We start from the raw sequence: 23,074 nt of genomic DNA, 5'->3' as shown, positions 1-23,074 counted from the left end.
CGCGTCCCGGCGACGACATCGATCCGGGGTCCCGCTCCCGGGCCGTGCGCTCGGGGCCCGCCGCCGCGAGCCGCTAGGGTGGGAGTGTGTCCTCCTCGGTTGCCAGTCCGATCTTGCAGGTTCCAGGGGCTGTCGCGGGGCTGCCGGAGTCACCGGATGCCGCGGTCGCGTGGCATTACGGCGATCCCTTCGGGGAGCAGCGCGCGGCGGTGGAGCGGGTCGCGGTGGTGGATCGCTCCCACCGGTTCGTGCTCTCGATCACCGGCAAGGAACGGCTGAGCTGGCTGCACACCATCTCCAGTCAGGCCGTCGCCGATCTGGGTGACGGGGCGTCGGCGGAGGATCTGGATCTGGATCTCAACGGCCGGGTGCTGAATCACTTCGTGCTCACCGAACTCGACGGCACGGTCTGGATCGACACCGAGGGCCCGCGCGGACCCGAACTGCTGAGCTTCCTGCAGAAGATGGTGTTCTGGGCCGACGCCAAACCCGTCGACGCCAACGACCACGCGGTCCTGAGCCTGCTGGGCCCGGCCGCGGCCGAACTCGTCGAGGCCCTGGGCGTGCCCGCCCTGCCCGGCACCTACCGTGCTGTCCCGCTGCCCGGCGGCGGCTTCCTGCGCCGCATGCCCTGGCCCACCGCCGACTCCTTCGACCTGCTGGTCCCCCGCGACCAGCTCACCGCCTGGTGGACGAGACTGCGCGACGCGGGCGCGGCGGCCGCGGGCCTGTGGGCGTTCGAGGCGCTGCGGGTGGCCGCGCTGCGCCCCCGACTGGGCCTCGACACCGACGACCGCACCATCCCGCACGAGGTGAACTGGATCGGCGGCCCGGCCGAACATGGTGCGGTGCACCTGAACAAGGGCTGCTACCGCGGCCAGGAGACGGTCGCGCGGGTGCACAATCTGGGCAAGCCGCCCCGGCATCTGGTGCTGCTGCATCTGGACGGTTCCGCGGATTCCCGTCCGGCGCCCGGTGATCCGGTGACCGCGGGCGGCCGCGCGGTCGGCACGCTCGGCACGGTGATCGACCACTACGAGCTCGGCCCGATCGCGCTGGCCCTGATCAAACGCACCATCCCGGTGGACACCGAGCTGGTGGCGGGCCCGTGCGCGGCGGCCATCGACGCGGATTCGGTTCCGGCGCACGATGAACCGCAGGCCGGGCGGCTGGCCGTCGAGAAGCTGCGCGGCCGGTGACCGCCGTCTCCGCCGGCCGGGTGCTGGCCGTCTGCGTCGTGCACGCCGAACTCGAGGTGCCCGCCAAGTCCTCGAAGGTGGGCCGCACCGCCATCGACAAACGTCCGGTGCCGCACCGGGTTCCGGTGCGCGCGCTGGGCCTCGACGGCGACCATGTGTGCGACACCAAGCATCACGGCGGCACCCATCAGGCCGTCTACGCCTACGCCGAGGAGGACGCGCGGCGCTGGTCGGCCGAACTGGGCCGCGAACTCCCGGCGGGCTGGTTCGGGGAGAACCTGCGCATCGCCGGGCTCGCCGTCAGCGACGCGGTGATCGGTGCGCGCTGGGCCATCGGGGACACGCTGCTGGAGGTGTCCGCGCCGCGCGTCCCGTGTGCCACCTTCCAGTGGCACGCCGGTGAGCCGCAGTGGGTGAAACGCTTCACGGCACAGGCGAATACGGGCGCTTACCTGCGAGTTCTCGTCGAGGGCGAGATCGGCGCGGGCGACGAGGTGCGGGTGGTGCACGTACCCGAGCACGGGGTCACGGTGCGTGACCTGTTCACCGGCGCGGATCCCGAACGCCTGGATCTGCTGATCGCGACCGAGCCGACCGCCTCCGACGATGTCCGCATGCAGGTCGACCGTCACCGCCGCCGCCACGCCGCGGCGGCCCGATGACAGCGAAGGGGCACCGATGAGCGTCGATCTGGTCGAGGTGGTGCGGTCCGGTTTCCGCGAGTGCGTGCACCGCGGTTCCGCGGTGGTGCTGCGCCCCGACGGCGAGCCGCTGATCGAGGTGGGCGCGGTGCACGGCCCGATCTTCCCGCGCTCCACCAACAAGCCGCTGCAGGCACTGACCCTGCTGCGCAACGGTTTCGAACCGGTGGACGACGCCGAGCTGGCCATCGTCACCGCCTCGCATTTCGGTGAGCCGGAGCATGTGGAGCTGGTGCGGCGGTTGCTGGACCGTTTCGGCTTCACCGAGGACGACCTGGAGTGCCCCCCGGATCTGCCGTTCGAGGAGCAGGCCCGGGCCCGGGTGCTGGCCGGCGCCGACCGCGACAAGGCGGCTAGACGGATCTTCATGAACTGCTCCGGCAAACATGCCGCCATGCTCGCCACCTGCGTGATCAATGACTGGCCGACCCGCGGCTATCTCGAGGTCGGGCACCCGTTGCAGCAGGCGGTGCTGGAAACCGTGGCCGATGTGACCGGTGAGCCGGAGACCGATCTCGGCATCGACGGGTGCGGCCTGCCCATCGTGCCGGTGTCGCTGGTGAATCTGGCCCGCGCCTACGCGGGTTTCGCCACCGCGCCCGAGGGCGCGCCGGAACGTCGGGTCGCGGACGCGATCCGTACCCATCCGCGAGTGATTTCCGGCACGGACGGCCCCGATTTCCGCGTCATGTCCGCGACCCCCGGACTGGTGTGCAAGATCGGCGCGGACGGTGTGCACGCGGGTGCGCTGCCGGACGGTTCGGCCTTCGCGTACAAGATCGATGACGGCGCCGATCGCGCGCGGCTTCCGCTGACGCTGGCCATTCTCCAGCGTATGGGGGTCGAGTGGACCGATGCGCACGCTGAGCTGGCGACGCCCGCGGTGCTGGGCGGCGGAGCTCGCGTCGGCATCATTCGAGCGATTCCCGGCGTCCTGTAGTCGCCGGTCGGCAGGGTTTTCAGGATCGCCCGGTCGTCGCCGGTCCCGGCCCCGGGACGTTTATCCCCCACTCATGGAAGCGCGACCGCCTGACACACGCTAAAGTGTTCGTCAGGAAGAGTATTAATTCGAACGGGGCCGCCAAACCCACCCCAGGCCGCCCCGCAGTGACGCGAGGGGGTCAGCCATGGGCCGTGGCCGGGCTAAGGCAAAGCAGACCAAGGTTGCACGTGAGCTCAAGTACAGCTCACCGACGACCGACTTCACGAGCCTTCAGCGCGAGTTGTCGGGTTCCTCCGACTCGCAGCTGAGTGGTGCTGTGCTTTCCGACGAGCACGACGCGAAGGACTCGCGTGCGGGCTGGGACGAAGACGACTACGACGACTGGCGTCGCTGACCTCGGATTTTCGCCGTGTAAGGGGGAGGCCCACTATGGCCTTCCCCTTTAGCACGTCGATATGCCCCGAGGTCAGGGCCATTCGCTGAAGCATCCGCGGCGAAACATCTACTGCCGGTCCCCCTTCCTACCGGCGAAAAGACAAACGGCCCCGGCACTCTCGCGAGTGCCGGGGCCGTTCCGTGTCCAGTCGAGCCGAGACCCGGAGACCGGGTTGGCTCAGAAGCGCGGGTGATCGCCCACCAGCGCGACGCGGGCGGCGTCGGCGTCCTTGGCCTTCTTCACCGTGCCGAGGGTCCAGCAGTCGATGTGGCGGGCGGTGAGGACGGCCAGCGCGCGGTCGGCGTCCTCGGGCGCGACGACGGCGACCATGCCGACGCCCATGTTGAAGGTCTTCTCCATCTCCAGGCGCTCGACGCGGCCGCGCTGGGCGATCATCTTGAAGACGGGGGCCGGGTTCCAGGTGCCGCGATCGAGCTCGGCGACGAGTCCGGCGGGGAGCACGCGGGCCAGGTTCTGGGCCAGGCCGCCGCCTGTCACGTGGCAGAAGGTGCGCACGTCGGTCTCGGCGATCAGGGCCAGGCAGTCCTTGGCGTAGATCTTGGTCGGCTCGAGCAGTTCCTCGCCGAGGGTGCGGCCGAACTCCTCGACGTGCCCGGTGAGGGACATGCGGTCGATGTCGAGCAGCACCTTGCGGGCCAGCGAGTAGCCGTTGGAGTGCAGGCCGGAGGCGCCCATGCCGATCACCACGTCGCCGGGGCGGACGCGGTCGGGGCCGAGCACGGCGTCGGCTTCCACCACGCCGACACCGGTGCCGGAGATGTCGTAGTCGTCGGCGCCCATCAGGCCGGGGTGCTCGGCGGTCTCGCCACCGAGCAGCGCGCACCCGGCGATGACACAGCCCTCGGCGATACCGGACACGATCTGCGCCACCCGCTCGGGGACCACCTTGCCGACGGCGATGTAGTCCTGCAGGAACAGCGGTTCGGCGCCGCAGACCACCAGGTCGTCGACGACCATGGCGACCAGGTCGAGGCCGATGGTGTCGTGCTTGTCGAGCGCCTGCGCGACCGCGATCTTGGTGCCGACGCCGTCGGTGGAGGCGGCGAGCAGTGGCTCCTTGTAGCCGCCCTTCAGTGCGAACAGTCCTGCGAAGCCGCCGAGACCGCCCTGCACTTCGGGGCGGGAGGCCTTCTTGGCCAGGGGCGCGAACAGCTCGACTGCGCGGTCACCGGCTTCGATATCGACGCCGGCCGCCGCATACGAGGCACCGGCACCACTGGGGGTCTGTTCAGTCATTGTCGGGGAGAGCTCCAAGCCGAATCGGTCGGATAGATGCCTGCTCACGCTAGCATTCCCGCCAATCCCGACTTTCAGCGCTCCCATGAACCGCCCTGTTCCATTCGATGGCGGCGACGTTGTTCGGCGGGGTCGGGGACGGGGACGGCGGCCACCAAACGGCGGGTGTAGTCCTGGCTCGGGGTGCGCAGAATCTCGTCGTTCGAGCCCTGTTCGACGATGATCCCGTCGCGCAGGACCGCGATCCGGTCGGCGAGTTGGTCGACGACGGCGAGGTCGTGGCTGATGAACAGGCAGGCCCAGCCGAACTCGCGCTGGAGGGCCGCGAAGAGTTCGAGGACGCGGGCCTGGACGGAGACGTCGAGGGCACTGGTGGGTTCGTCGGCGACCAGCAGGTCCGGGTCGAGGACCAGCGCGCGGGCGAGGTTGACGCGCTGGCGCTGGCCGCCGGAGAGCTCGTGCGGGTACCGCTTCTCCACGCCGGCGGGGAGTTGGACGTCGTCGAGGAGGCGGCGAACCCGGTCGCGGACGGCGGGGCCCTTGGCCTGTCCGTGCACGAACAGGGGTTCGGCCACACAGTCGCCGATGGTGAGGCGCGGGTTGAGGGAGGTGGCGGGGTCCTGGAAGACGAAGCCGAAGCGGCGGCGCAGCGGCCGCAGCCGGCGTTCGGAGAGTCCGGCGATCTCGGTGCCCAGCACGCGCACACTGCCGGCGGTGGGGCGTTGCAGCCCGGCCACGCAGCGGCCGATGGTGGACTTTCCGGAGCCGGATTCGCCGACCAGGCCGAGGGTTTCGCCGCGGCGCAGGGTCAGGCTCACCTCGTCGACGGCACGGAAGGACTTGCGGCCGAGCGGGGCGGGGAATTCCACCACCAGGCCGGTGATGTCGAGTACCGATTCGGCGTCCGCCGGAATGGGTGCGCGGACCATGGTCTTCGTGAGCGCGGCGCCGGCGGCGGGCGCGGCATCGGTGTCCGCGTCGGCCTCCCAGTTGTCCGGCAGCACATGCAGTTTCGGTACCGCCGCCAGCAGCGCGCGGGTGTACTCGTGCCGCGGTTCGGCGAAGAGCCGGTCCACGGTGGCTGTTTCGACGATCCGCCCGTCACGCATCACCACCACGCGATCGGCCAGATCGGCGACGACGCCCATATTGTGGGTGATGAGGACGATGGCCGCGCCGATGCGGTCGCGCAGATCCCGCAGCAGCTGCAGGATTTCGGCCTGCACGGTGCAGTCCAGCGCGGTGGTGGGCTCGTCCGCGATGATCACCCGGGGTTCGCAGGCGATGGCGATGGCGATCACCACGCGCTGTTTCTGGCCGCCGGAGAGCTGGTGTGGGTAGTAGTCGACCCGGGCCGCGGCGTCGGGCAGGCCGACGGCGCGCAACAGCTCGATCGCCTTGGCGCGGGCCGCTTTCCGGGTCATCCGGGAGTGGGCGCGCAGCGCCTCGCCGATCTGGAAGCCGACGGTGAACAGCGGGTCCAGGGCCGCGCCGGGTTCCTGGAACACCATGGACACGGTCCCGCCGCGCAGCGCGGTGAGTTCCCTCTCGCTCATGGCGGTGACCGCCGCGGTTCCGAGCCGCACCTGCCCGCGCACGCCGGCGGTGGGCGGCAGCAGACCCATCGCGGTGCGGGAGCTGACGGATTTGCCGGAGCCGGATTCCCCGACCACGGCCAGCACCTCGCCCGGATACACCTGGAAGGAAACGTCATCGACGGCGGTGACCGAGCCCGCGTCGGTGGCGAAGGTGACGGTCAGGCCGTCGAAGGACAGCACGGGTTCAGGCATCACCGACCTCCCCGCCGGCGGCGCGACGGGTGCGCAAGAGCGGGTTGAGCACCTCGTTGAGGCTCTCGCCGACCAGGGTCATGCCGAGCACCACGGTCACGATGGCCAGCCCCGGGAACACGCCGGTCCACCAGATGCCGTTGGAGACGTCGGCGAGCGCCTTGTTCAGGTCGTATCCCCATTCGGCGGCCTGTGTGGGTTCGATGCCGAAGCCGAGGAATCCGAGCCCGGCGAGGGTGAGGATGGCTTCGGCGCCATTGAGGGTGATGAGCACCGGCAGCGACTGGGTCACGTTGGCGAGGATGTGCCGGAACAGGATTCGGGTGGTGGAGGCGCCGGTGACGCGGGCGGCGTCCACGTACGGTTCCTGCTTCACCGAGATGGTGGCGTTGCGGACCACTCGGAAGTACTGCGGCACGAAGATCACGGTGATGGCGACGGCCGCCGACAGGATGCCGCCGAGGCTGCTGGACTGCCCGCCCGACACCACGATCGACACCACGATGGCCAGCAGCAGCGACGGGAACGCGTACATGGCGTCCATGAACAGCACCAGCACCCGGTCCACCCACCGCCCGAGATAGCCGGACACCAGGCCCAGCGGCACGCCGGCGAGCAAGGACAGCACCAGCGACACCGCGATCACCGCCATCGCGGTCCGCGCCCCGAACAGCACCCGCGACAGCACGTCCTCGCCCCGCACCGAGGTGCCGAACCAGTGGGCCGCCGACGGCGCCTGCTGGCGCGCGAATTCGACGCCGCCGGACCCGTTCTGCGCGAAGCCGTAGGGCGCGAGCAGCGGCGCGAGCAGCGCGATCACGATGAAGCCCGCGATCAGCGCGACCCCGAGCAGCAGCGTGGCGCGCTGGAGTCCGGAGGTCATGCGCACCAGGGCCCCTCCGGGGATGCGCAGCCGGGATCGGCTGGGCGGTACCGGCGCGGAGACGCCGGGATCGATGACGGTCATTCAGAACCTCACCCTCGGGTCGATCAAGGCCACGATCAGGTCCACCAGGAAGCTCATGACGGCCACCATGACGGCGATGAACGCGACGATGCCCTGGACCGCCACGAAGTCGCGGGCCTGCAGGTAGCCGGCCAGCTGGTAGCCCAATCCCTTCCATTCGAAGGTGGTTTCGGTGAGGACCGCGCCGCCGAGCAGCATGGCTATCTGCATGCCCATGACGGTGACCACCGGGATCAGGGCGTTGCGGAAGGCGTGCCGTCCGGTGACCACGCGGTCGGACAGTCCACGGGCCCGCGCGGCCTCCACGTAGCCGGAGCGCAGGGTCTGGATCAGGTTGATCCGCACCAGCCGCAGGAATACGCCCGCGGTGAGCAGTCCGAGTGTGATGGCGGGCAGCACAGCGTGTTTCAGGACGTCGACGATATTGCCGGTGTCGCCGTAGAGGATGGCGTCGACGATCATGATGTTGGTTCGCGGCGAGACGTGTTGCAGCTGGAGTTCCACGGACGCGCCGGCTCGCCCCGCCACCGGCAGCCAGCCGAGCTTGACGGCGAAGACCAGTTTGAGCAGCAGCCCGACGAAGAACACCGGGGCCGCGTACACCAGGATCGCGAACAGCCGCAGTCCCGCGTCGGCGGCCGAGTCCCGTTTGGTGGCCGCGTATCTGCCGAGCGGCACCCCGATCGCGAAGGCCACCAGCAGCGACCAGAACACCAGTTCCAGGGTGGCCGCGCCGTAGGTGACGATGACGTCGCTGATCGCCCGATTGTCCTGGGAGCGGCCGAAATCCCCGCGCACCAGGCCGGACAGGTAATCCCCGTACTGGGTGAGCAGCGGCCGCGTGAGTCCGGCGGCCTCCTTGCGCCGCTGCAGTTCCTCCGGGGTGAGCCGCCCGCCCTGGGCGGCGGTGATGGGGTCGCCGATCACCCGCATCAGCAGGAACACCAGGGTGACCAGGATCCACGCGGTGGGAATGACGAGCAGCAGCCGGGTGGCGAGGTAACGCAGCAGCGCGCCGTAGCGGGTCTCGCCGCCGCGCGTACGCGGTCCCACCGGGCGGGCCGGGGTCGCCGGCCCGTCGGCGGGTTCGATGGCGGTCACCATCGGCCTACTTGCTCAGGACGCCGAAGCGGAACTTGGAGGACGGGTCCAGGGTGTCGTCCACGCCCTGGATGTTCTTGCCCGCGACCGCGATCTGGTTGCCGGTGAGCAGCGGCACGATGGGCAGGTAGTCGGCCATCAGATCGTGCTGGACGGTGGCCAGCGCGGCGGTGCGCTTCGCCGGATCCGTTTCGGTGAGTTCGGCGTTCAGCTCCGCGGTGATCTTGGGATCGCCGAAGTGGTTGCGCAGGAAGTTGTCCTCGGTGAAGAAGGGCCGCAGATAGTCGTCGGCGTCCGGATAGTCGGGGAACCAGCCGAATTGGAAGACCGGGTAGCCGTCGGTGGAGCGGGCCTTCTGGTAGGCGACCCATTCGGTGGATTGCAGGTTCACCTTGAACAGGCCGGTGGCTTCGAGCTGGCTCTTGATCGCCGCGTACTCCTCGGAGCTGACGGTGCCGTAATGCTCGGTGGTGTACTGCAGGTTCAGTTCGACCGGCGTGGCCACGCCCGCGTCGGCGAGGAACTTGGCGGCGGCGTCCTTGTTCGGTTTGGCCCCGTAGATGTCCTTGATCGGTTCGGTCGCGCCGGGAACGCCTTTGGGCACCGGCGAGTACAGCGGCGACCAGGTGCCCTTGAAGACATTGGCGGCCAGGGCTTCCCGGTCGACGGCGGTGGTGACGGCCTTGCGGACGGCCAGCTTCTGGGCGGGATTGCCGCCGGGCTGGGTGTTGAGGTTGAACACGATGTAGCGGGTGTCGCCGCCGGGGGCCTGGTGCACGGTCACCTTGTCGGAGCCGCGCAGCGATTCCAGGTCGGTGGGGGTCAGGGTGTGCCAGGCGACATCGATATTGCCTTGCTGCACATCGAGTTTCAGGTTGGCGGCCTCGGCGTAGTACTTGACCGTGACGGCGTCGGTCTTCGGGGCGCCGAACAGGCCGTGATAGCCGGGGTTGGCCTTGAACTCGACGAGCTTGTTCTTGTCGTAGCTGGTGATGGTGTACGGCCCGGAGAACGGTTTCGCCTTGACGATGTCCTCGTCGGGCAGCACCCGGTCGGCCGGGAACACCTTCTCGTCGACGATGGCGGCGGCCTGGGTGGGCAGGATGGCCGGGAAGGTCTGGTCGTTCGCCTTCTTCAGCGTGAACGCGACGGTCCGGTCGTCGGGGGCGTCGGTGTGATCGAGGTTGTCCAGCAGGGCTTTCGGGCCCTGCGGGTCGTCGATCTTGACCATGCGGTCGAAGGAGAATTTCACGCTGCGCGCGGTCAGGGGGTCACCGTTGCCGAAGGTCAGCCCCGGTTTCAGCGTGCAGGTGTAGACGGTCGGCGCGGTGAATTCGCATTTCTCGGCCGCGTCGGGGGTGGGGACCGCCGTACCGGCGGGGAAATTCAGCAGGAATTGATAGACCTGGGTTTCGGCCAGCAGGGAGCCGTTGTCGTAGGCCCGGGCCGGGTCCAGTGAGGTGACCTTGTCGGTGGTGCCGACCAGGATTCCGGCTCCCCCGCCCTCGGAGGTCTTCCCCGCTCCGCAGCCGGCCAAGGCCAGCACCGCCAAACCGGCGAACCCTACTGCCGCAGTTCTTCTCGCGCGCATACCGCCCCGCTTTCGAATCGCGGCGCGGCAGCCGGGTCGCGGACCCGCCGCGCCGCGGTGGACATCCTTTGGCTGGGCACAGTATCGACCCGGTTATAACCGGATTGTCGGGTTTCGGCGGAAGCGGGCGGGAAAAGCACAGATGCGACACAGCACGGAAAAGCACAGTGCCCGTCCGCGATTGCGCGGACGGGCACCGGAAACGCTTGCTACTACGGGCGACTCAGAGCCGAAGCGTTGGCGTTGTCGGCCAGCAGCTCGGTTTCGGTGGTGCCGGAGAGCATGCCCTCGAGCACGTTCTTGCCGATGGCCGTCTCGACCGGCAGCGCGATCGGGTACTCGCCGTCGAAGCAGGCGCAGCACAGTCGCGAGCGCGGCTGTTCGGTGGCGGCGACCATGCTTTCGAGGGAGATGTAGCCGAGGCTGTCCGCGCCGATGGAGCGGCGCACGCCCTCCACCATGTCGTCGAGGCTCTCGTTGCCCTCGGGGCCCGCGCCATTGGCGATCAGCTCCGCGCGCGAGGCGAAGTCGATGCCGTAGAAGCAGGGCCACTTGACCGGCGGGGAGGCGATCCGGACGTGGATCTCCAAGGCGCCGGCCTCGCGCAGCATGCGGATCAGGGCCCGCTGGGTGTTGCCGCGCACGATGGAGTCGTCGACCACGATGAGCCGCTTGCCGCGAATCACCTCGCGAAGCGGGTTCAGCTTCAACCGGATTCCGAGCTGGCGGATGGTCTGACTGGGCTGGATGAAGGTGCGGCCCACGTAGGCGTTCTTCATCAGGCCCTGGCCGTAGGGAACACCGGAGCCCTGCGCGTACCCGACGGCGGCGGGGGTGCCGGATTCGGGGACCGGGATGACCAGGTCGGCTTCGACGGGGTGTTCGGCGGCCAGGCGGCGGCCGATGTCGACGCGGGTGGCGTGCACCGAGCGGCCCGAGATGGTGGAGTCGGGGCGAGCCAGGTACACGAATTCGAAGACGCAGCCCTTGGGGGTCGGGTTGGCGAAGCGCAGGGAGCGCACGCCGTCGGCGTCGATGGCGAGCAGTTCGCCCGGCTCGATCTCACGGACGAACGAAGCGCCCACGATGTCGAGGGCGGCGGTCTCACTGGCGACCACCCAGCCACGGTCGAGGCGGCCCAGGCACAGCGGGCGCACCCCGTGCGGGTCGCGGGCGGCGTAGAGGGTGTGCTCGTCCATGAAGGTGAGGCAGAACGCGCCCTTCAGGGTCGGCAGCAGCTCCATGGCGGCCTGCTCGATGCTCTTGTCGGCGGCGGCGTGCGCGAGCAGCGCGGTCATCACGTCGGAGTCGGAGGTCGCGGCCATGCCGCCCGCCAGGCGGCCGGTGACCAGCCCGAGTTCCCGTGCGCGGGCGCTCAATTCGGCGGTGTTGACCAGGTTTCCGTTGTGGCCCAACGCGATTCCGGTACCGACCGCGGTGGTGCGGAAGATCGGCTGCGCGTTCTCCCAGGTCGTGGATCCGGTGGTGGAGTAGCGGCAGTGGCCGACGGCCACATGGCCGGGCATGGCCGCGAGAGTTTGTTCGTCGAAGACCTGGCTCACCAGGCCGAGATCCTTGAAGACCAGCACCTGCGAGCCGTCGGCGACCGCGATGCCCGCCGCCTCCTGACCGCGATGCTGCAATGCGTATAGTCCGTAGTACGTGAGCTTTGCCACATCTTCGCCCGGTGCCCAGACGCCGAACACACCACACTCTTCGCGCGGTTCGTTCTCGTCCTGGTCGGGGGTGGTGACAGCGGAGGGGAGAGACACCGTTTGCTCCCTGTTCGGCGGGCTGGGGGCGAAAGCCATTCTACGGGTAACCGCAAGGCAACCCGCCGTTGGGATAACCGGGATGGCACGGCGTTTGCTGTTAGCGTGCGACCGTGGCGAGCACCGACAGCACCGGCCGCGCGGAAACCGGTCCACGACGTAGGCATCTGAGCCCGATTCGGTGGGCGTTCCCGATCGTGGTGGTCACGCTGCTGGCCTCGCTCCTGGGCGTCATGTACCTCGACTACGTGGTCGATCCGGAGAAGAATCTGCACGACTTCTCGATCGCGCTGGTGAATCAGGACGTCGGCGACGATCTGAAGACCGGCGATCAGGTCCAGCACGTCAACTTCGGCGATCAGGTCGCGCAGGGCCTGCGACAGGCGGTGCCCGCCGACCAGATCGATCTGCGGGTGCTCGGCATCAACGAGGCGCAGCTGCAGATGCAGTCGGCGCGGGTGTACGGGACCATCATCATTCCGAGCGACTTCTCCAAGCGGCTCGGCATTCTCGGGGTCGGCAGTGTGGTGCCGGGCGAGATCACCAAGCCGGTGCTGACCTTGCAGACCAATCCGCGCACCGGCGCGTTCGCCACCGCGGTGGTGCAGAAGTTCGGCGAGCAGGCGCTCACGCAGGTCAACGATCAGGTCGGCAAGCAGCTGACCGATCAGGTGACCAAGCAGCTCACCCCGCCGCCCGGCGCGCCCCCGACCGAATTGTCCGCGGCCACCCGGCTGGTGCTGGCGCAACCGCTGAACATCGTGACCGAGCAGTTCCGGCCGCTGCCCGGCGGCTCCGGTGAGGGCCTGACCGCGTTCTTCTACAGCCTGCTGCTCCTGCTGGTCGGCATGGTCGGGGCGATGATCATCCACCAGCTCATCGACTCGGCGCTCGGTTTCCTGCCGACCGAATGGGGTCCCTGGTACGTGCACTTCCCGCGAGCCTCCATCTCCCGGCTGAGCACGCTGCTGCTCAAATGGTCGGCGATCGCGGTGATGGCGGTGGTGGTCTCGGCGGTGCTGGAGGGCATCGCGGCCCTGCTCGGCATGCCGATCGACCGGCCCCTGCTGCTGTTCCTCTACGGCGCGCTGGTGATCATCGCGGTCGGGTTCACCTGCGCCTCGACGCTGGCCGCGGTCGGCACCGCGGGCCTGATCATCAACCTGATCGTCTTCATCATCCTGGGCCTGCCGTCCTCGGGCGGCACCATCCCGATCGAGGCCACCCCCAAGTACTTCGGCTGGCTGGCGAAGTTCGAGCCCATGCACCAGGTCTTCCTCGGCACCCGCTCGATCCTCTACTTCTTCGGCGACGGCCAGGCGGGCCTGACCCGCGGTGTCTGGATGGCGATCCTGGGCCTGACCCTCGGTGTCGTGTTCGGTCTGTTCATCACCCGCTACTACGACCACAAGGGCTTGGAGCGCAAGCCCGCCGGCACGACTCCGGCCGCCACGGCGGACTGAGCCGGGCGGCTCACAACGGCACGACCGGCAGCCACCGCGCGACCTCGCCGGCCCGGCTGCCCGACGCGGTGAGCGCCGCGGAATCCACCGCGTCCTCGAAGCTCAGCAGCCCGGTGGCCAGCAACAGCCATGTCCGAGCATCCGTTTCGACAACATTGGGCGGATTGCCGCGCGTGTGCCGCGGTCCTTCGATGCATTGCACCGCCACGAACGGGGGCACCCGCACCTCCACCGAATGCCCCGGCGCGTCCGCGGCCAGCGCCCGGGCGGTCCCGCGCACCGCCGCCGCCAGCTCGGTCCGCGCGGGCGCGGGCGTGTTCTCGTCGCGCAGCCACTCCCCCACCGCGGCCACCGCCGCCCGCACCGCCGCCGGATCCACCGCACCTCGTCGCGCCATGCCGCGAGGCTACCGCCGCCACCCGACACCCTGGTCGGCGTCCACCGCCCGGAGCCCGCGGGTGTGGGTCCCGGCGGGATCAGGGCCGGTCGCGGAGCAGGGCGCGGGCGAGGACCGGGGCGAGCGCACCGCCGGCGTTGAGGGCCAGGTGCAGCAGGGCCGGGGCGGTGGAACTCCCGGCGGCGCCCCGGAGCCGGTCGAAGACCAGACCGGCGGCGGTGGTGACGGCCACGGTGGCGGGGACGGGATCGGCTGCGGCACAGGCGGGTTGGATGTGTGAGAGGCCGAAGGTCAACGCGCCGAGCCCGGTTCCCACGGGACCGGCGGCCTGTTCCAGCAGCGGGGTCAGTGTGGAACGGTAGACGAGTTCCTCGGTGAGGACGGTGCCGCCGGGGATGTGCAGGGCGGTCCATTCGGCGGTCGAGACGCCGGGGCCGCGGTCGGCGAGTCCGGCGAGATGGCGGCGGGTGGACGGAAAGGCCAGGGCCGCCGCGTAGCCGGCGAGCACCAGTCCGCCCGCGAGCGCGCCCGCACGCAGGCCCCGCCGGGACGCCCAGTTCGGGCGGCCGTGGAAGACAAGGGTGTACGCGGCGGCGAAGGCCGTGTTGGCGGCGGTGCGGCCGCGGATGTCCAGGTTCAGCGCCGGGAGCGCGCGGTTGCTCCACAGCAGCGGCAGCGCGATCGCGGCCAGGGGTTTCGGGCGGAGCAGCCCGGCGGGCACGCTATTTCACCGCGCGTTCGTAGGCCTCCGCCAATTCGATCTGGGTGCGGATGCGTTCGGCGAGTTCGGGATTCCAGTCCGCCGGGGCGGCGACGGCGGCCCAGCCGTCGAGGACCAGGGAGCCGTAGCGGTGGCCGTGGCCGTCGCTGACGCCCTGGGCGTTGGTGAGGTCGGCGACCACCTGCCAGAAGGTGACGAACGGCCACCAGCGCATCTGCGAGGACACGTCCGCGCCGCGCGGCTCGGACAGCCAGTCCGGTTGGGAGAAGATGAGATCCGAGGACCACCAGACGATCGGGTCGGACGGATGCTGCAGGTAGGCGATGCGCGGCTTGCGCCACTCGGGCGAGGGCTTGCCGAGATCGGCGGCGTCGGCGGCGAATCGGACCACCAGGCCGTCGGCGTAGATGGGATCCACCTCGCGGGTGCCGAGGTCGCGGCGTTGAACGAACTGCCGCCACAGGCGATTCGAATTCGGCGGCCCCACCCACAGCGCGCCGTCGACCTTGGAGCGCAGATCGGCCAGGCCGTCGAAGGCGGACTCGGAGCCCTGCGAGCCCAGGCTCTCGCCGTACACCAGCAGTTTGGGCCGGTGCTCGGGCGGCCGCTGCGACCAGGCCCGGTAGACCGCGTCGAACATCTTGCGGCCGTTGGTCGCGACCTTCTCGCGGTCCGCCAGGAACGACAGCACGCTGGGCAGATACGAGTACTGCGAGGCCACGATGGCGGTGTCGCCGCCGTACATGTACTCGAGGGCGGCCGCGGCCTCCCCGTTCACCCACCCGGTGCCGGTGGTGGTGGCCAGCACCAGCACCTGGCGATCGAAGGCTCCGGTGCGCTCGAGTTCGGCGACGGCCATGTCCTCCTCGGGCAGGTCCTGGGTCGCCGATTTCAGCCCGACGTAGACCCGAATCGGTTCGCGCGCGGGCTTTCCGGTGACGGCGCTGATCAACAGCGGATCGGGACCGTGTGAGACGAACCAGCGCCCTTCCGACCCCAGCGTTTCCCAGGTGGCCAGCGAGGCCGGGCTCCCGGAGCGCTCGGGCCGCAGCGGCTGCACCGCGAAGTCGCTCATCTTGTCGTTGCGCACACTGAACGCCGAGTTGGCGACCGCGAAGAAGGCGCGGGTGGCGACACCGTTGAACAATGTCACGATCAGCACGGTCAGCAGCAACGCCCCGATGGCGGGCGCGAGCGCGGGCGGCACCTTCACCCACCGGCTGAGCAGCCGGGCCAGGAACCGCACGGCCTCCCGCAAGGTGCGATAGACGGCGACGACGAGCGCGCCGACCGCCACGCTCAGCCCACCCGTGCGCAGATACGCGGCTCGGGTGGTGCCCTCCATGTTCATGAGGGTGGTGATCTCGCGCTGCCAGTCCGCGGACAGCACCAGCATGTAGGCCGCGACCAGCGCGCACGCCACCACCACGCCGACCTTCACCAGGTAGCGCACCCATTCGGGCGGGGTCTCGAGCGGGATGCGCGGCCGGACCCACCGCAGGAACGCCCATTGCAGGACACACCCGACGCCGTAGCCGATGGCGGCGTTGAGCCCGGAGATCAGGCCTTGGAACAACCAATCCCGCGGCACCAGCGAGGGTGTCACCGACCAGGCGAAGAAGATGGTCGCCACCACCAACCCGGTGTGATTGAGGTCGATGACGTCCTCCGCCCGCCGCGCGACCACGGCCGCGCGCGTGCGCAGCCGGGTCAGAGCGTGGGCGGAGTCCAGCACCCGTCAAGTATGGACGCAACCGGCCCGAATCCGGGGAGCCCCACGTGTGAGAGGGGCCATCAACCGGGCGTGTCGGATACGGCATCTACCGGGGTGGACTCGAGTAGATGTACTCGGTCGATTCGCCCCTGCGACAGTCACACTCGGAGCCATGAGCACTCCGAGCGCACAGACCAAGTCCACCACGGCGTTTCTGGCGCAGGCCGCGATCGCCTTCGGAATCAGCTTCTGCGCCTTGATCATCGGCATCGCCTACCTGCCCCTCGACATCTGGCAGCGCGGCTTCCTCCTGATGGCCATGCTGTTCCTGGTCAGCAGCAGCTTCACCCTCGCGAAAGTGATTCGCGATCAACACGAGTCCACCAAGGTCCACCACCGCATCGACGAGGCCCGCATGGAGAAGCTGATCGCCGAACACGATCCGTTCAAGATCAATTGACCCGGAACCGGCGAACGCTCTTGACCTTGCCCGCGAACGTTATTGACCTTGCCCGCAATTCGAGCAGAAGGCCGATCCCATCGGGATCTGATGCCCACAGCCGCGACAGCCCGTACGCAGGTCCAGAGCGGTGCCGCAGGCGCCGCAGAACCGGCCGCCGGTGGTGTTGGAACCGCAGGTCGGGCACAGGACGCGGGCGGGGGTCGAGATGTCGTGCTGCCGCGCCCAATCCTGACGCCGCGCCGCTTCCTGGATCTGTTCGCCGCGGGCGGCGGCCTGTGCCCGCGCGATCTCGTGCTGGACCAGGGGTGAGCAGCTCGTGCACTGCCCCACCTGCTCGTTCCAGCAGTTGCGCGCGCACATCCAGGAACCGCAGCCGCCGCACAGCCGGAAGTTGGGCCGCACTTCCTCGAGGGCGGCGGCGAAGGCCTTGTCCTTGGTGCTGGAGGACGAGCTCCCCCAGCTGTTGGAGTAGCTGTCGGCGGCCGAGGACGCCTTGTTCAGCATGCTGAAACGGTCACCGAACAGGTCCCGAAGCACGCGCAGCAGACCCCGGCCGCGCGAGAGGTAGTTCTGCTGGAACGCGGACTGGTAGACGGTTCTGCATCGATCGCAGTGGAAGTCCCACTGGAAGCCATCGTCGTTCGACATGTCGGAATAGTTGCTGGTGAAGACGACCGGCGCGGCCATGATGTGTTCGATTCCTTTGCAGCCGATGTACATGCGTCGAGGGCGCGCGGGAACCCCCGCGCACCAACAGGTCTGATATCGGCGAAAGATCGCAAAGCGCAACAGGGGTACCGGATGGCGAGAGCCCGCCCGGACGAACCGGGCGGGCTCTCGATCATTCCTACGGCTGTGCGGCCGTTTCGGTTCGGCGCCGCGGGCGACCGCTCAGTGGTCGGCGTTGCCGAACAGCGCGGGCAGGGTGCCCTCGTGGGCGGCACGGAGCTCGTCGAGGGTGGCCTTGAACAGACCCTGGACCTCGACGGAGTCGGAGCCGTCGTCGACCACGCCGATGCGGGCCCACGGGAGGCCGCGGGCATCGCACATCTTGGTGAAGCGGGTCTCCTCCGAGCGGGGGACGGCCACCAGGACGCGGCCCGCGGACTCGGAGAAGAGGGTGACGAACGGGTCGGCGCCCTCGGGAAGGATGATGCGGCAGGCGGTTTCGCCGGCCAGCGCGGCCTCGACGACGGTCTGGATCAGGCCGCCCTCGGAGATGTCGTGCGCCGCGGAGACCATGCCGTCGCGGGAACCGGAGACCAGGATCTCCGAGATCAGCTGCTCGCGAGCGAAATCCACCTTCGGGGGCAGGCCGCCGAGGTGGTCGTGCTCGACCTGCGCCCAGATGGAGCCGTCGAGCTCGTCGCGGGTCTCGCCGAGCAGGATCAGGGTCTCGCCGGGCTCGGTGCCCAGGCCGGTCGGGATGCGGCGGTGCACATCGTCGATGACGCCGAGCACGCCGACCACGGGGGTCGGCAGGATGGCGGTCTGGCCGGTCTGGTTGTAGAAGGACACATTGCCGCCGGTGACCGGAATGCCCAGCGCCGCACAGCCGTCCGCGAGACCGCGCACGGCCTGCTGGAACTGCCACATGACGCCCGGGTCCTCCGGCGAACCGAAGTTGAGGCAGTTGGTGACGGCCTTCGGGGTGGCGCCGGTGACGGCGACATTGCGGAAGGCCTCGGCCAGCGCCAGCTGCGCGCCGGTGTACGGGTCCAGCTTGGTGTAGCGGCCCGACGCGTCGGTGGCCAGGGCGATACCGCGGCCGGACTCCTCGTCGATGCGGACCACGCCGGCGTCGGCGTGCTCGGCGAGCACGGTGTTGCCGCGCACGTAGCGGTCGTACTGCTCGGTGATCCACTTGCGCGAGCACAGCTGCGGGCTGGCCAGCATCTTCATCAGGGTGGCGCGCAGTTCGTCGCCGGTCCGCGGGCGGTTCAGGCGGGCGGCCGAATCCGCGTTCAGCGCATCCTGATCCGCGGGCCGGGCGACCGGGCGCTCGTAGACCGGGCCCTGGTGGGCGACGGTGCGCGGCGGCACGTCGACGACGGTCTCGCCGTGCCAGGTGATGACCAGGCGGTCGCCGTCGGTGACCTCACCGATGACGTTGGCGTTGACGTCCCACTTCTTGCAGACCGCCATGAAGGCGTCCACGTTCTCGGGGGTGACGACCGCGCACATGCGCTCCTGCGATTCGCTCGACAGGATCTCGGCGGCGGTCATGCCGGCGGCGCGCAGCGGGACCTGGTCCAGGTCGACCAGCATGCCGCCGTCACCGGCCGCGGCCAGTTCGGAGGTGGCGCAGGACAGGCCCGCGCCGCCCAGGTCCTGGATGCCGACCACGAGGCCGGCGTGGTACAGCTCGAGACAGCACTCGATGAGCACCTTCTCGGCGAACGGGTCGCCGACCTGGACGCTGGGCAGCTTCTTCCGGCCGGAACCGGATTCGTCGCCGGAGAAGGTGTCCGAGGCCAGCACCGACACGCCGCCGATGCCGTCGAGGCCGGTGCGCGCGCCGAACAGGATGATCTTGTTGCCGGTGCCGGAGGCGAAGGCCAGGTGCAGGTCCTCGACCCGCATGACGCCCGCGCACAGCGCGTTGACGAGCGGGTTGCCCTGGTAGGACGGGTCGAACACGGTCTCGCCGCCCACGTTCGGCAGGCCCAGCGAGTTGCCGTAGCCACCGACGCCCCGGACGACGCCGTCGACCACGCGCCGGGTGTCGGGGTGGTCGGCCGCGCCGAAGCGCAGCTGGTCCATCACCGCGATCGGGCGCGCGCCCATGGCCATGATGTCGCGCACGATGCCGCCGACGCCGGTGGCCGCGCCCTGGTAGGGCTCCACGTACGAGGGGTGGTTGTGCGATTCGACCTTGAAGGTGACCGCCCAGCCGTCGCCGATGTCGACCACGCCGGCGTTCTCGCCGATGCCCGCGAGCATCGACTTCTTCATCTCCTCGGTGGTGGTCTCACCGAAGTAGCGCAGGTGCACCTTGGAGGACTTGTAGGAGCAGTGCTCCGACCACATCACCGAGTACATGGCGAGCTCGGCGTCGGTGGGACGGCGCCCGAGGATCTCCTTGATCCGGGCGTACTCGTCGTCCTTGAGGCCGAGTTCCTTGTAGGGCTGCGGGTGGTCCGAGGTGGCCGCGGCGTTGCTGACGGTATCGACGTGGCTGGTCACGGGAATACCAGAGTCCTTTCGGCCGGGCAGGTCGGAAGCGAATGCCCGCGTTGCTGGATGTCGGCGAGATACGCACCGAGTCTATTGCCTGCGTTTCCCGCGCTTTACGCCGCCCATCGCTGTGTCGGAGGCCACTACCGGCCCTGGACCAATGCCCGAGGCGGGAAGCCGGACCCGCTACTCTGTGGCGGTGAACGATCGATCCGGGGTCGCGGATCCGACCGAACAACCCGTGACCACGCCTGCGGGGCTGACTCGACGGCAGGGAGAGCTGCTCCTGGTCGCGGTCGCACTGTTCGCGGTGTCCGCTTTCATCAGCTATCAGGCCAAGCTCTGGCACGGATACATCGACCTGCAGGTCTACCGCAATGGGGCCCGGGCCTGGCTGGACGGCAAGGACCTGTACGGGCCGATGCCGCCGGTGTTCGGACTCGGTCTGCCGTTCACCTATCCCCCGCTGGCCGCGCTGTTCTTCGCGCCGCTGGCCCTGATGCCGCTGGCGATCGCGGAGTGGGCGGTGCTCGCGGTGTCGATCGCCTCGCTGGGTGTGACGCTGTGGGTGGTGCTGGACCGGATCCGGCCGACCCTGGCCTGGCAGACCCGCCTGGCCATCGTGATCGGCGCGGTCGCGCTGCTGCAGCTGCTGGAACCGATTCGCCAGACCTACGGGTTCGGCCAGATCAACCTGGTGTTGATGGCCGCGGTGGCGCTGGACTGCCTGGCGCGCAAGACCTTCTGGCCGCGCGGCATGCTGATCGGCATCGCGGTGTCGGTGAAGCTGACCCCCGGCGGCTATCTCCTCTACTTCCTGCTGCGCAAGGACTGGAAGGGCGCGATCACGCTCATCGTGTCCGCCATCGGCGCGGTCGCGGTCGGTTTCGTGCTGTTCCCGCACGATTCGCCGGAGTACTGGTTCCACACGCTGGCCGATACCGGCCGCATCGGCCCGCCCTGGTACGCGGGCAATCAGTCGATCAAGGGTTTCGTGTTCCGGCTCGGCTATTCGACCTCGATGTCCACGCTGATCTGGCTGGTGCTGTCGGTGGCCGCGGTGGCCCTGGCCGCGCTGTGGATGAAGCGGCTGCTGGACGCGGGCTCGAATGTGGCCGCGCTGATGGTGAACGCCGCGGCTGTACTGCTGGTGTCGCCGGTCTCCTGGTCGCATCACTGGGTGTGGATCGCGCCCGCCCTGATCGTGGCCGCCGACGCGATCGCCCGCGGCCGCCGCAATCCGTGGTTCCTGGGCGCGGTGGGCGCGGCCGTGGTGATGTTCGCGATCGGCCCGATGTGGCTGCTCCCGCACGATCATGACCGCGAGCTCACCTGGAACTGGTGGCAGCAGATCGTGGGCAACAGCTATGTGCTGTTCACCCTCGTCGTGTTCGTGGTGGCCGCACTGACGTATCACCCGAAGACCGCGGCGGCCGAGGCCGAACTGTCGAACGCCTAGACCCCGAAGCGAAGGGCCGCCCGCACGATCCGTGCGGGCGGCCCTTCGTCGTTCCGAACGCGGCTCAGCGCACGGCTTCCGGCGTCAGGAACGCCGCGAGCGCCGCCGCGTAGGCCGCGACGTCGGCCGCGCCCATCATTTCCCGCGCCGAGTGCATGGCCAGCTGGGCCGCGCCGACGTCCACGGTGGGCATGCCGGTGCGGGCCGCGGTCATCGGCCCGATGGTGGAGCCGCACGGCAGGTCGGCCCGGTGCACGTAGCGCTGCAACGGCACATCCGCCTGCGCGCAGGCGAGGGCGAAGGCGCCCGCGCCGGTGGCGTCGGTGGCGTAGCGCAGGTTCTGGTTGACCTTGAGCACCGGTCCGCCGTTCACCTCGATGCGATGCATGGGCTCGTGCCGGTCCGGGTAGTTGGGGTGGGTCGCGTGCGCCATGTCGCCGGACGCGCAGATCGAACCGGCCAGCGCCGCCAGGTATTCGGCGCGGCCGCCGCCACGGGTGAGCACGATGCGTTCGAGCACCGTGGGCAGCAGCTCGGATTGCGCGCCGCGGTCGGATTGGCTGCCGACCTCCTCGTGGTCGAACATGGCCAGCACCGGCACGGCCGCGCCGGGTTCGGCGATCGCGGCCAGGAAGGCGCGCAGGCCGGCGTAGCAGGTGCCCTGGTTGTCGAGCCGGGGCGCGCTCACCAGGTCCAGGTCGCGGCCGATCAGCTTGGACGGCACCAGATCATGGGTCATCAATTCCCAGCCGAGTACCGCGTCCGCCTCGACGCCGGCCCGCTCGGCGATGAACGCCAGGAACGATCGCGGTTCCCCGCCGATCCCCCACACCGCGTTCACGTGCCGCTGCGGGTCCAGCTGGACCCCGCGCCGGTCGTCGGAGAGGTGGATGGCCAGTTGCGGCACCCGCAGCAGCGGTTCGTCGATGCGAATCAGCCGCTCCCGCACCAGATTTCCATCGCGCACCGAGAGCCGTCCGGAGACGCCGAGGTCGCGGTCGAGCCAGGAGTTGAGCCAGGCCCCGCCGTAGGGTTCCAGCCCGACCAGCTGCCAGCCCGCGACGGCCAGGTCCGGATGCTGTTTGACACGGAGGTTGGGACTGTCGGTGTGCGCGCCGACCACGCGGAAGGGGGTGGCCTGCCCGGCCCGGAAGCCGGTGGGCGTGCCGGGTCCGCCGTCGGCCCAGGCGACCAGGGAGCCGCCGCGCACCACGTAGTAGCGGCCCGCGCTGCTGGAGGGCCAGGGCTCCGATTCGGAGAGCCGGGTGAAGCCGAGGTCGTCGAGTTCGGCTGCGACAGTGCGGCAGACGTGGAACGGCGACGGAGAGGCATCGATGAATTCACACAGGCCGGCGGCGGTCGCGGTGGTCTCGGCAACAGGCATGCCCAGATCCTAGGCATGCCCCACTCGAACCAGCTCCCGGACTGCCGGGGCGTCCCCTGAAACCCCTGGTCGTGTGCCTAGTCCGGCAGCGGGGCCTCGGCGACGCGGCCGAGCAGGCGGACCAGTTCGAGGTAGTCGTCGCTGCCGAGGCCGCGGCGCATCTCGGCTTCGGCGCGGGCTTCCTCGGCGCGCACCTCGGCGACGAGTTCCTCGCCGCGGCGGCTCAATCCGATGAGGATGCGGCGGCGGTCGTCGGCCGCGGCGACCCGGAAGATGAGTCCGCGCTCGGCGAGGTGGTCGGCGTGCCGGGTGGCCGAGGACGGGGCCAGCTGGGCCCGTGACGCCAGTTCACTCATGGTGATGCCGATGTCGGCGGAGAGGTTGGTGAGCATGCACCACTGGTCGGCGGTGAGCCGCCGCGCGCACAGCGCGGCGTCCAGCTGACGAAGCCAACTCCGCTCGGCCGCTCGGAGGGCTCCATGCAAGGTGGAAAATCCACCTAGAATTGTCGCCATATTTCCCGCCCGTCAGAAAAACCG

The 23,074-nt window shown here is 69.6% G+C and carries 20 protein-coding genes; 7 read left to right on the top strand and 13 right to left on the bottom strand.

Going from position 1 to position 23,074, the window contains the following annotated elements:
- Positions 1-86 precede the first annotated feature (86 nt).
- From ygfZ to ACWELJ_RS14515, 4 genes are all read left to right on the top strand, one after another.
- On the top strand, positions 87-1,199 hold the full coding sequence (gene ygfZ, locus ACWELJ_RS14530) for a CAF17-like 4Fe-4S cluster assembly/insertion protein YgfZ (protein ID WP_452366636.1): 1,113 nt from the start codon (positions 87-89) through the stop codon (positions 1,197-1,199).
- On the top strand, positions 1,196-1,861 hold the full coding sequence (locus ACWELJ_RS14525; protein ID WP_452366635.1) for an MOSC domain-containing protein: 666 nt from the start codon (positions 1,196-1,198) through the stop codon (positions 1,859-1,861). Before ygfZ ends, ACWELJ_RS14525 begins: the two co-directional genes overlap by 4 nt.
- A 16-nt stretch (positions 1,862-1,877) precedes the next feature.
- Positions 1,878-2,840 (top strand): asparaginase, encoded by a 963-nt coding sequence (locus ACWELJ_RS14520; RefSeq protein ID WP_452366634.1) that lies wholly within the window; start codon positions 1,878-1,880, stop codon positions 2,838-2,840.
- Between the two features lie 187 nt (positions 2,841-3,027).
- Entirely contained in the window at positions 3,028-3,237 is a 210-nt protein-coding gene (locus ACWELJ_RS14515; protein ID WP_452366633.1) for a DUF3073 domain-containing protein, read from the top strand.
- A 219-nt stretch (positions 3,238-3,456) separates the two neighbouring features.
- Here the strand turns inward: ACWELJ_RS14515 and purM are convergent, their stop codons facing one another.
- The 6 genes from purM to purF all read right to left on the bottom strand — a co-directional run bounded on the left by purM (position 3,457) and on the right by purF (position 11,757).
- Entirely contained in the window at positions 3,457-4,536 is a 1,080-nt protein-coding gene (gene purM / locus ACWELJ_RS14510; protein WP_357198442.1) for a phosphoribosylformylglycinamidine cyclo-ligase, read from the bottom strand.
- Positions 4,537-4,610: 74 nt separating this feature from the next.
- Positions 4,611-6,326 (bottom strand): ABC transporter ATP-binding protein, encoded by a 1,716-nt coding sequence (locus ACWELJ_RS14505; RefSeq protein WP_452366632.1) that lies wholly within the window; start codon positions 6,324-6,326, stop codon positions 4,611-4,613.
- Positions 6,319-7,293: an ABC transporter permease gene (locus ACWELJ_RS14500; RefSeq protein ID WP_452366631.1), complete on the bottom strand. Its 975-nt coding sequence runs from the start codon at positions 7,291-7,293 to the stop codon at positions 6,319-6,321. Before ACWELJ_RS14500 ends, ACWELJ_RS14505 begins: the two co-directional genes overlap by 8 nt.
- Positions 7,294-8,304: an ABC transporter permease gene (locus ACWELJ_RS14495; protein ID WP_452366641.1), complete on the bottom strand. Its 1,011-nt coding sequence runs from the start codon at positions 8,302-8,304 to the stop codon at positions 7,294-7,296.
- A gap of 97 nt (positions 8,305-8,401) precedes the next feature.
- Positions 8,402-9,985 (bottom strand): ABC transporter substrate-binding protein, encoded by a 1,584-nt coding sequence (locus ACWELJ_RS14490; protein ID WP_452366630.1) that lies wholly within the window; start codon positions 9,983-9,985, stop codon positions 8,402-8,404.
- A gap of 212 nt (positions 9,986-10,197) precedes the next feature.
- On the bottom strand, positions 10,198-11,757 hold the full coding sequence (gene purF, locus ACWELJ_RS14485; RefSeq protein ID WP_452366629.1) for an amidophosphoribosyltransferase: 1,560 nt from the start codon (positions 11,755-11,757) through the stop codon (positions 10,198-10,200).
- Between the two features lie 113 nt (positions 11,758-11,870).
- Here purF and ACWELJ_RS14480 point away from each other — a divergent pair, with 113 nt between their 5' ends.
- Positions 11,871-13,220, top strand: coding sequence for a YhgE/Pip domain-containing protein (locus tag ACWELJ_RS14480; RefSeq protein WP_452366628.1), 1,350 nt, complete (start codon positions 11,871-11,873; stop codon positions 13,218-13,220).
- A gap of 10 nt (positions 13,221-13,230) precedes the next feature.
- On the opposite strand, the gene ACWELJ_RS14475 is transcribed toward ACWELJ_RS14480, so the two are convergent.
- The 3 genes from ACWELJ_RS14475 to ACWELJ_RS14465 all read right to left on the bottom strand — a co-directional run bounded on the left by ACWELJ_RS14475 (position 13,231) and on the right by ACWELJ_RS14465 (position 16,073).
- Positions 13,231-13,617, bottom strand: coding sequence for a sterol carrier family protein (locus tag ACWELJ_RS14475; RefSeq protein WP_452366627.1), 387 nt, complete (start codon positions 13,615-13,617; stop codon positions 13,231-13,233).
- A 79-nt stretch (positions 13,618-13,696) separates the two neighbouring features.
- Positions 13,697-14,338, bottom strand: coding sequence for a CPBP family glutamic-type intramembrane protease (locus ACWELJ_RS14470; protein ID WP_452366626.1), 642 nt, complete (start codon positions 14,336-14,338; stop codon positions 13,697-13,699).
- A 1-nt stretch (position 14,339) separates the two neighbouring features.
- Positions 14,340-16,073 carry an alpha/beta hydrolase gene (locus tag ACWELJ_RS14465; RefSeq protein WP_452366625.1) on the bottom strand — a complete coding sequence of 578 codons (1,734 nt, stop codon included), beginning with the start codon at positions 16,071-16,073 and terminating at the stop codon, positions 14,340-14,342.
- Positions 16,074-16,224: 151 nt separating this feature from the next.
- Between ACWELJ_RS14465 and ACWELJ_RS14460 the strand changes: the two genes are divergently transcribed.
- Positions 16,225-16,512 (top strand): YiaA/YiaB family inner membrane protein, encoded by a 288-nt coding sequence (locus ACWELJ_RS14460; protein ID WP_452366624.1) that lies wholly within the window; start codon positions 16,225-16,227, stop codon positions 16,510-16,512.
- Positions 16,513-16,551: 39 nt separating this feature from the next.
- Here the strand turns inward: ACWELJ_RS14460 and ACWELJ_RS14455 are convergent, their stop codons facing one another.
- Positions 16,552-17,202 carry a zinc ribbon domain-containing protein gene (locus ACWELJ_RS14455; RefSeq protein ID WP_452366623.1) on the bottom strand — a complete coding sequence of 217 codons (651 nt, stop codon included), beginning with the start codon at positions 17,200-17,202 and terminating at the stop codon, positions 16,552-16,554.
- A 204-nt stretch (positions 17,203-17,406) separates the two neighbouring features.
- Positions 17,407-19,701 carry a phosphoribosylformylglycinamidine synthase subunit PurL gene (gene purL / locus ACWELJ_RS14450; RefSeq protein ID WP_452366622.1) on the bottom strand — a complete coding sequence of 765 codons (2,295 nt, stop codon included), beginning with the start codon at positions 19,699-19,701 and terminating at the stop codon, positions 17,407-17,409.
- A gap of 190 nt (positions 19,702-19,891) precedes the next feature.
- On the opposite strand from purL, the gene ACWELJ_RS14445 reads away from it, so the two are divergent.
- Positions 19,892-21,151 carry a glycosyltransferase 87 family protein gene (locus ACWELJ_RS14445; RefSeq protein WP_452366621.1) on the top strand — a complete coding sequence of 420 codons (1,260 nt, stop codon included), beginning with the start codon at positions 19,892-19,894 and terminating at the stop codon, positions 21,149-21,151.
- 64 nt (positions 21,152-21,215) lie between these two features.
- Here ACWELJ_RS14445 and ACWELJ_RS14440 read toward each other — a convergent pair whose 3' ends face one another.
- The gene (locus ACWELJ_RS14440) at positions 21,216-22,535 is read right to left on the bottom strand and encodes a M18 family aminopeptidase (RefSeq protein ID WP_452366620.1); all 1,320 of its coding nucleotides are present in this window, start codon (positions 22,533-22,535) and stop codon (positions 21,216-21,218) included.
- Positions 22,536-22,612: 77 nt separating this feature from the next.
- Positions 22,613-23,020 carry a MarR family winged helix-turn-helix transcriptional regulator gene (locus tag ACWELJ_RS14435; protein ID WP_452366619.1) on the bottom strand — a complete coding sequence of 136 codons (408 nt, stop codon included), beginning with the start codon at positions 23,018-23,020 and terminating at the stop codon, positions 22,613-22,615.
- Between the last annotated feature and the right edge of the window lie 54 nt (positions 23,021-23,074).

The organism is Nocardia sp. NPDC004582 (genome assembly GCF_053602115.1).
Note: the sequence above shows the minus strand (reverse complement) of the source record. Positions and strands in the feature narration are given on the sequence as shown.

Coding starts and splice junctions, on each gene's coding strand:
- purM (WP_357198442.1), bottom strand. CDS start 4,536: ATGACTGAACAGACCCCCAGTGGTGCCGGTGCCTCGTATGCGGCGGCC.
- ACWELJ_RS14515 (WP_452366633.1), top strand. CDS start 3,028: ATGGGCCGTGGCCGGGCTAAGGCAAAGCAGACCAAGGTTGCACGTGAG.
- ACWELJ_RS14460 (WP_452366624.1), top strand. CDS start 16,225: ATGAGCACTCCGAGCGCACAGACCAAGTCCACCACGGCGTTTCTGGCG.
- ACWELJ_RS14490 (WP_452366630.1), bottom strand. CDS start 9,985: ATGCGCGCGAGAAGAACTGCGGCAGTAGGGTTCGCCGGTTTGGCGGTG.
- ACWELJ_RS14520 (WP_452366634.1), top strand. CDS start 1,878: ATGAGCGTCGATCTGGTCGAGGTGGTGCGGTCCGGTTTCCGCGAGTGC.
- ACWELJ_RS14455 (WP_452366623.1), bottom strand. CDS start 17,202: ATGGCCGCGCCGGTCGTCTTCACCAGCAACTATTCCGACATGTCGAAC.
- ACWELJ_RS14475 (WP_452366627.1), bottom strand. CDS start 13,617: ATGGCGCGACGAGGTGCGGTGGATCCGGCGGCGGTGCGGGCGGCGGTG.
- ACWELJ_RS14440 (WP_452366620.1), bottom strand. CDS start 22,535: ATGCCTGTTGCCGAGACCACCGCGACCGCCGCCGGCCTGTGTGAATTC.
- ACWELJ_RS14505 (WP_452366632.1), bottom strand. CDS start 6,326: ATGCCTGAACCCGTGCTGTCCTTCGACGGCCTGACCGTCACCTTCGCC.
- ACWELJ_RS14500 (WP_452366631.1), bottom strand. CDS start 7,293: ATGACCGTCATCGATCCCGGCGTCTCCGCGCCGGTACCGCCCAGCCGA.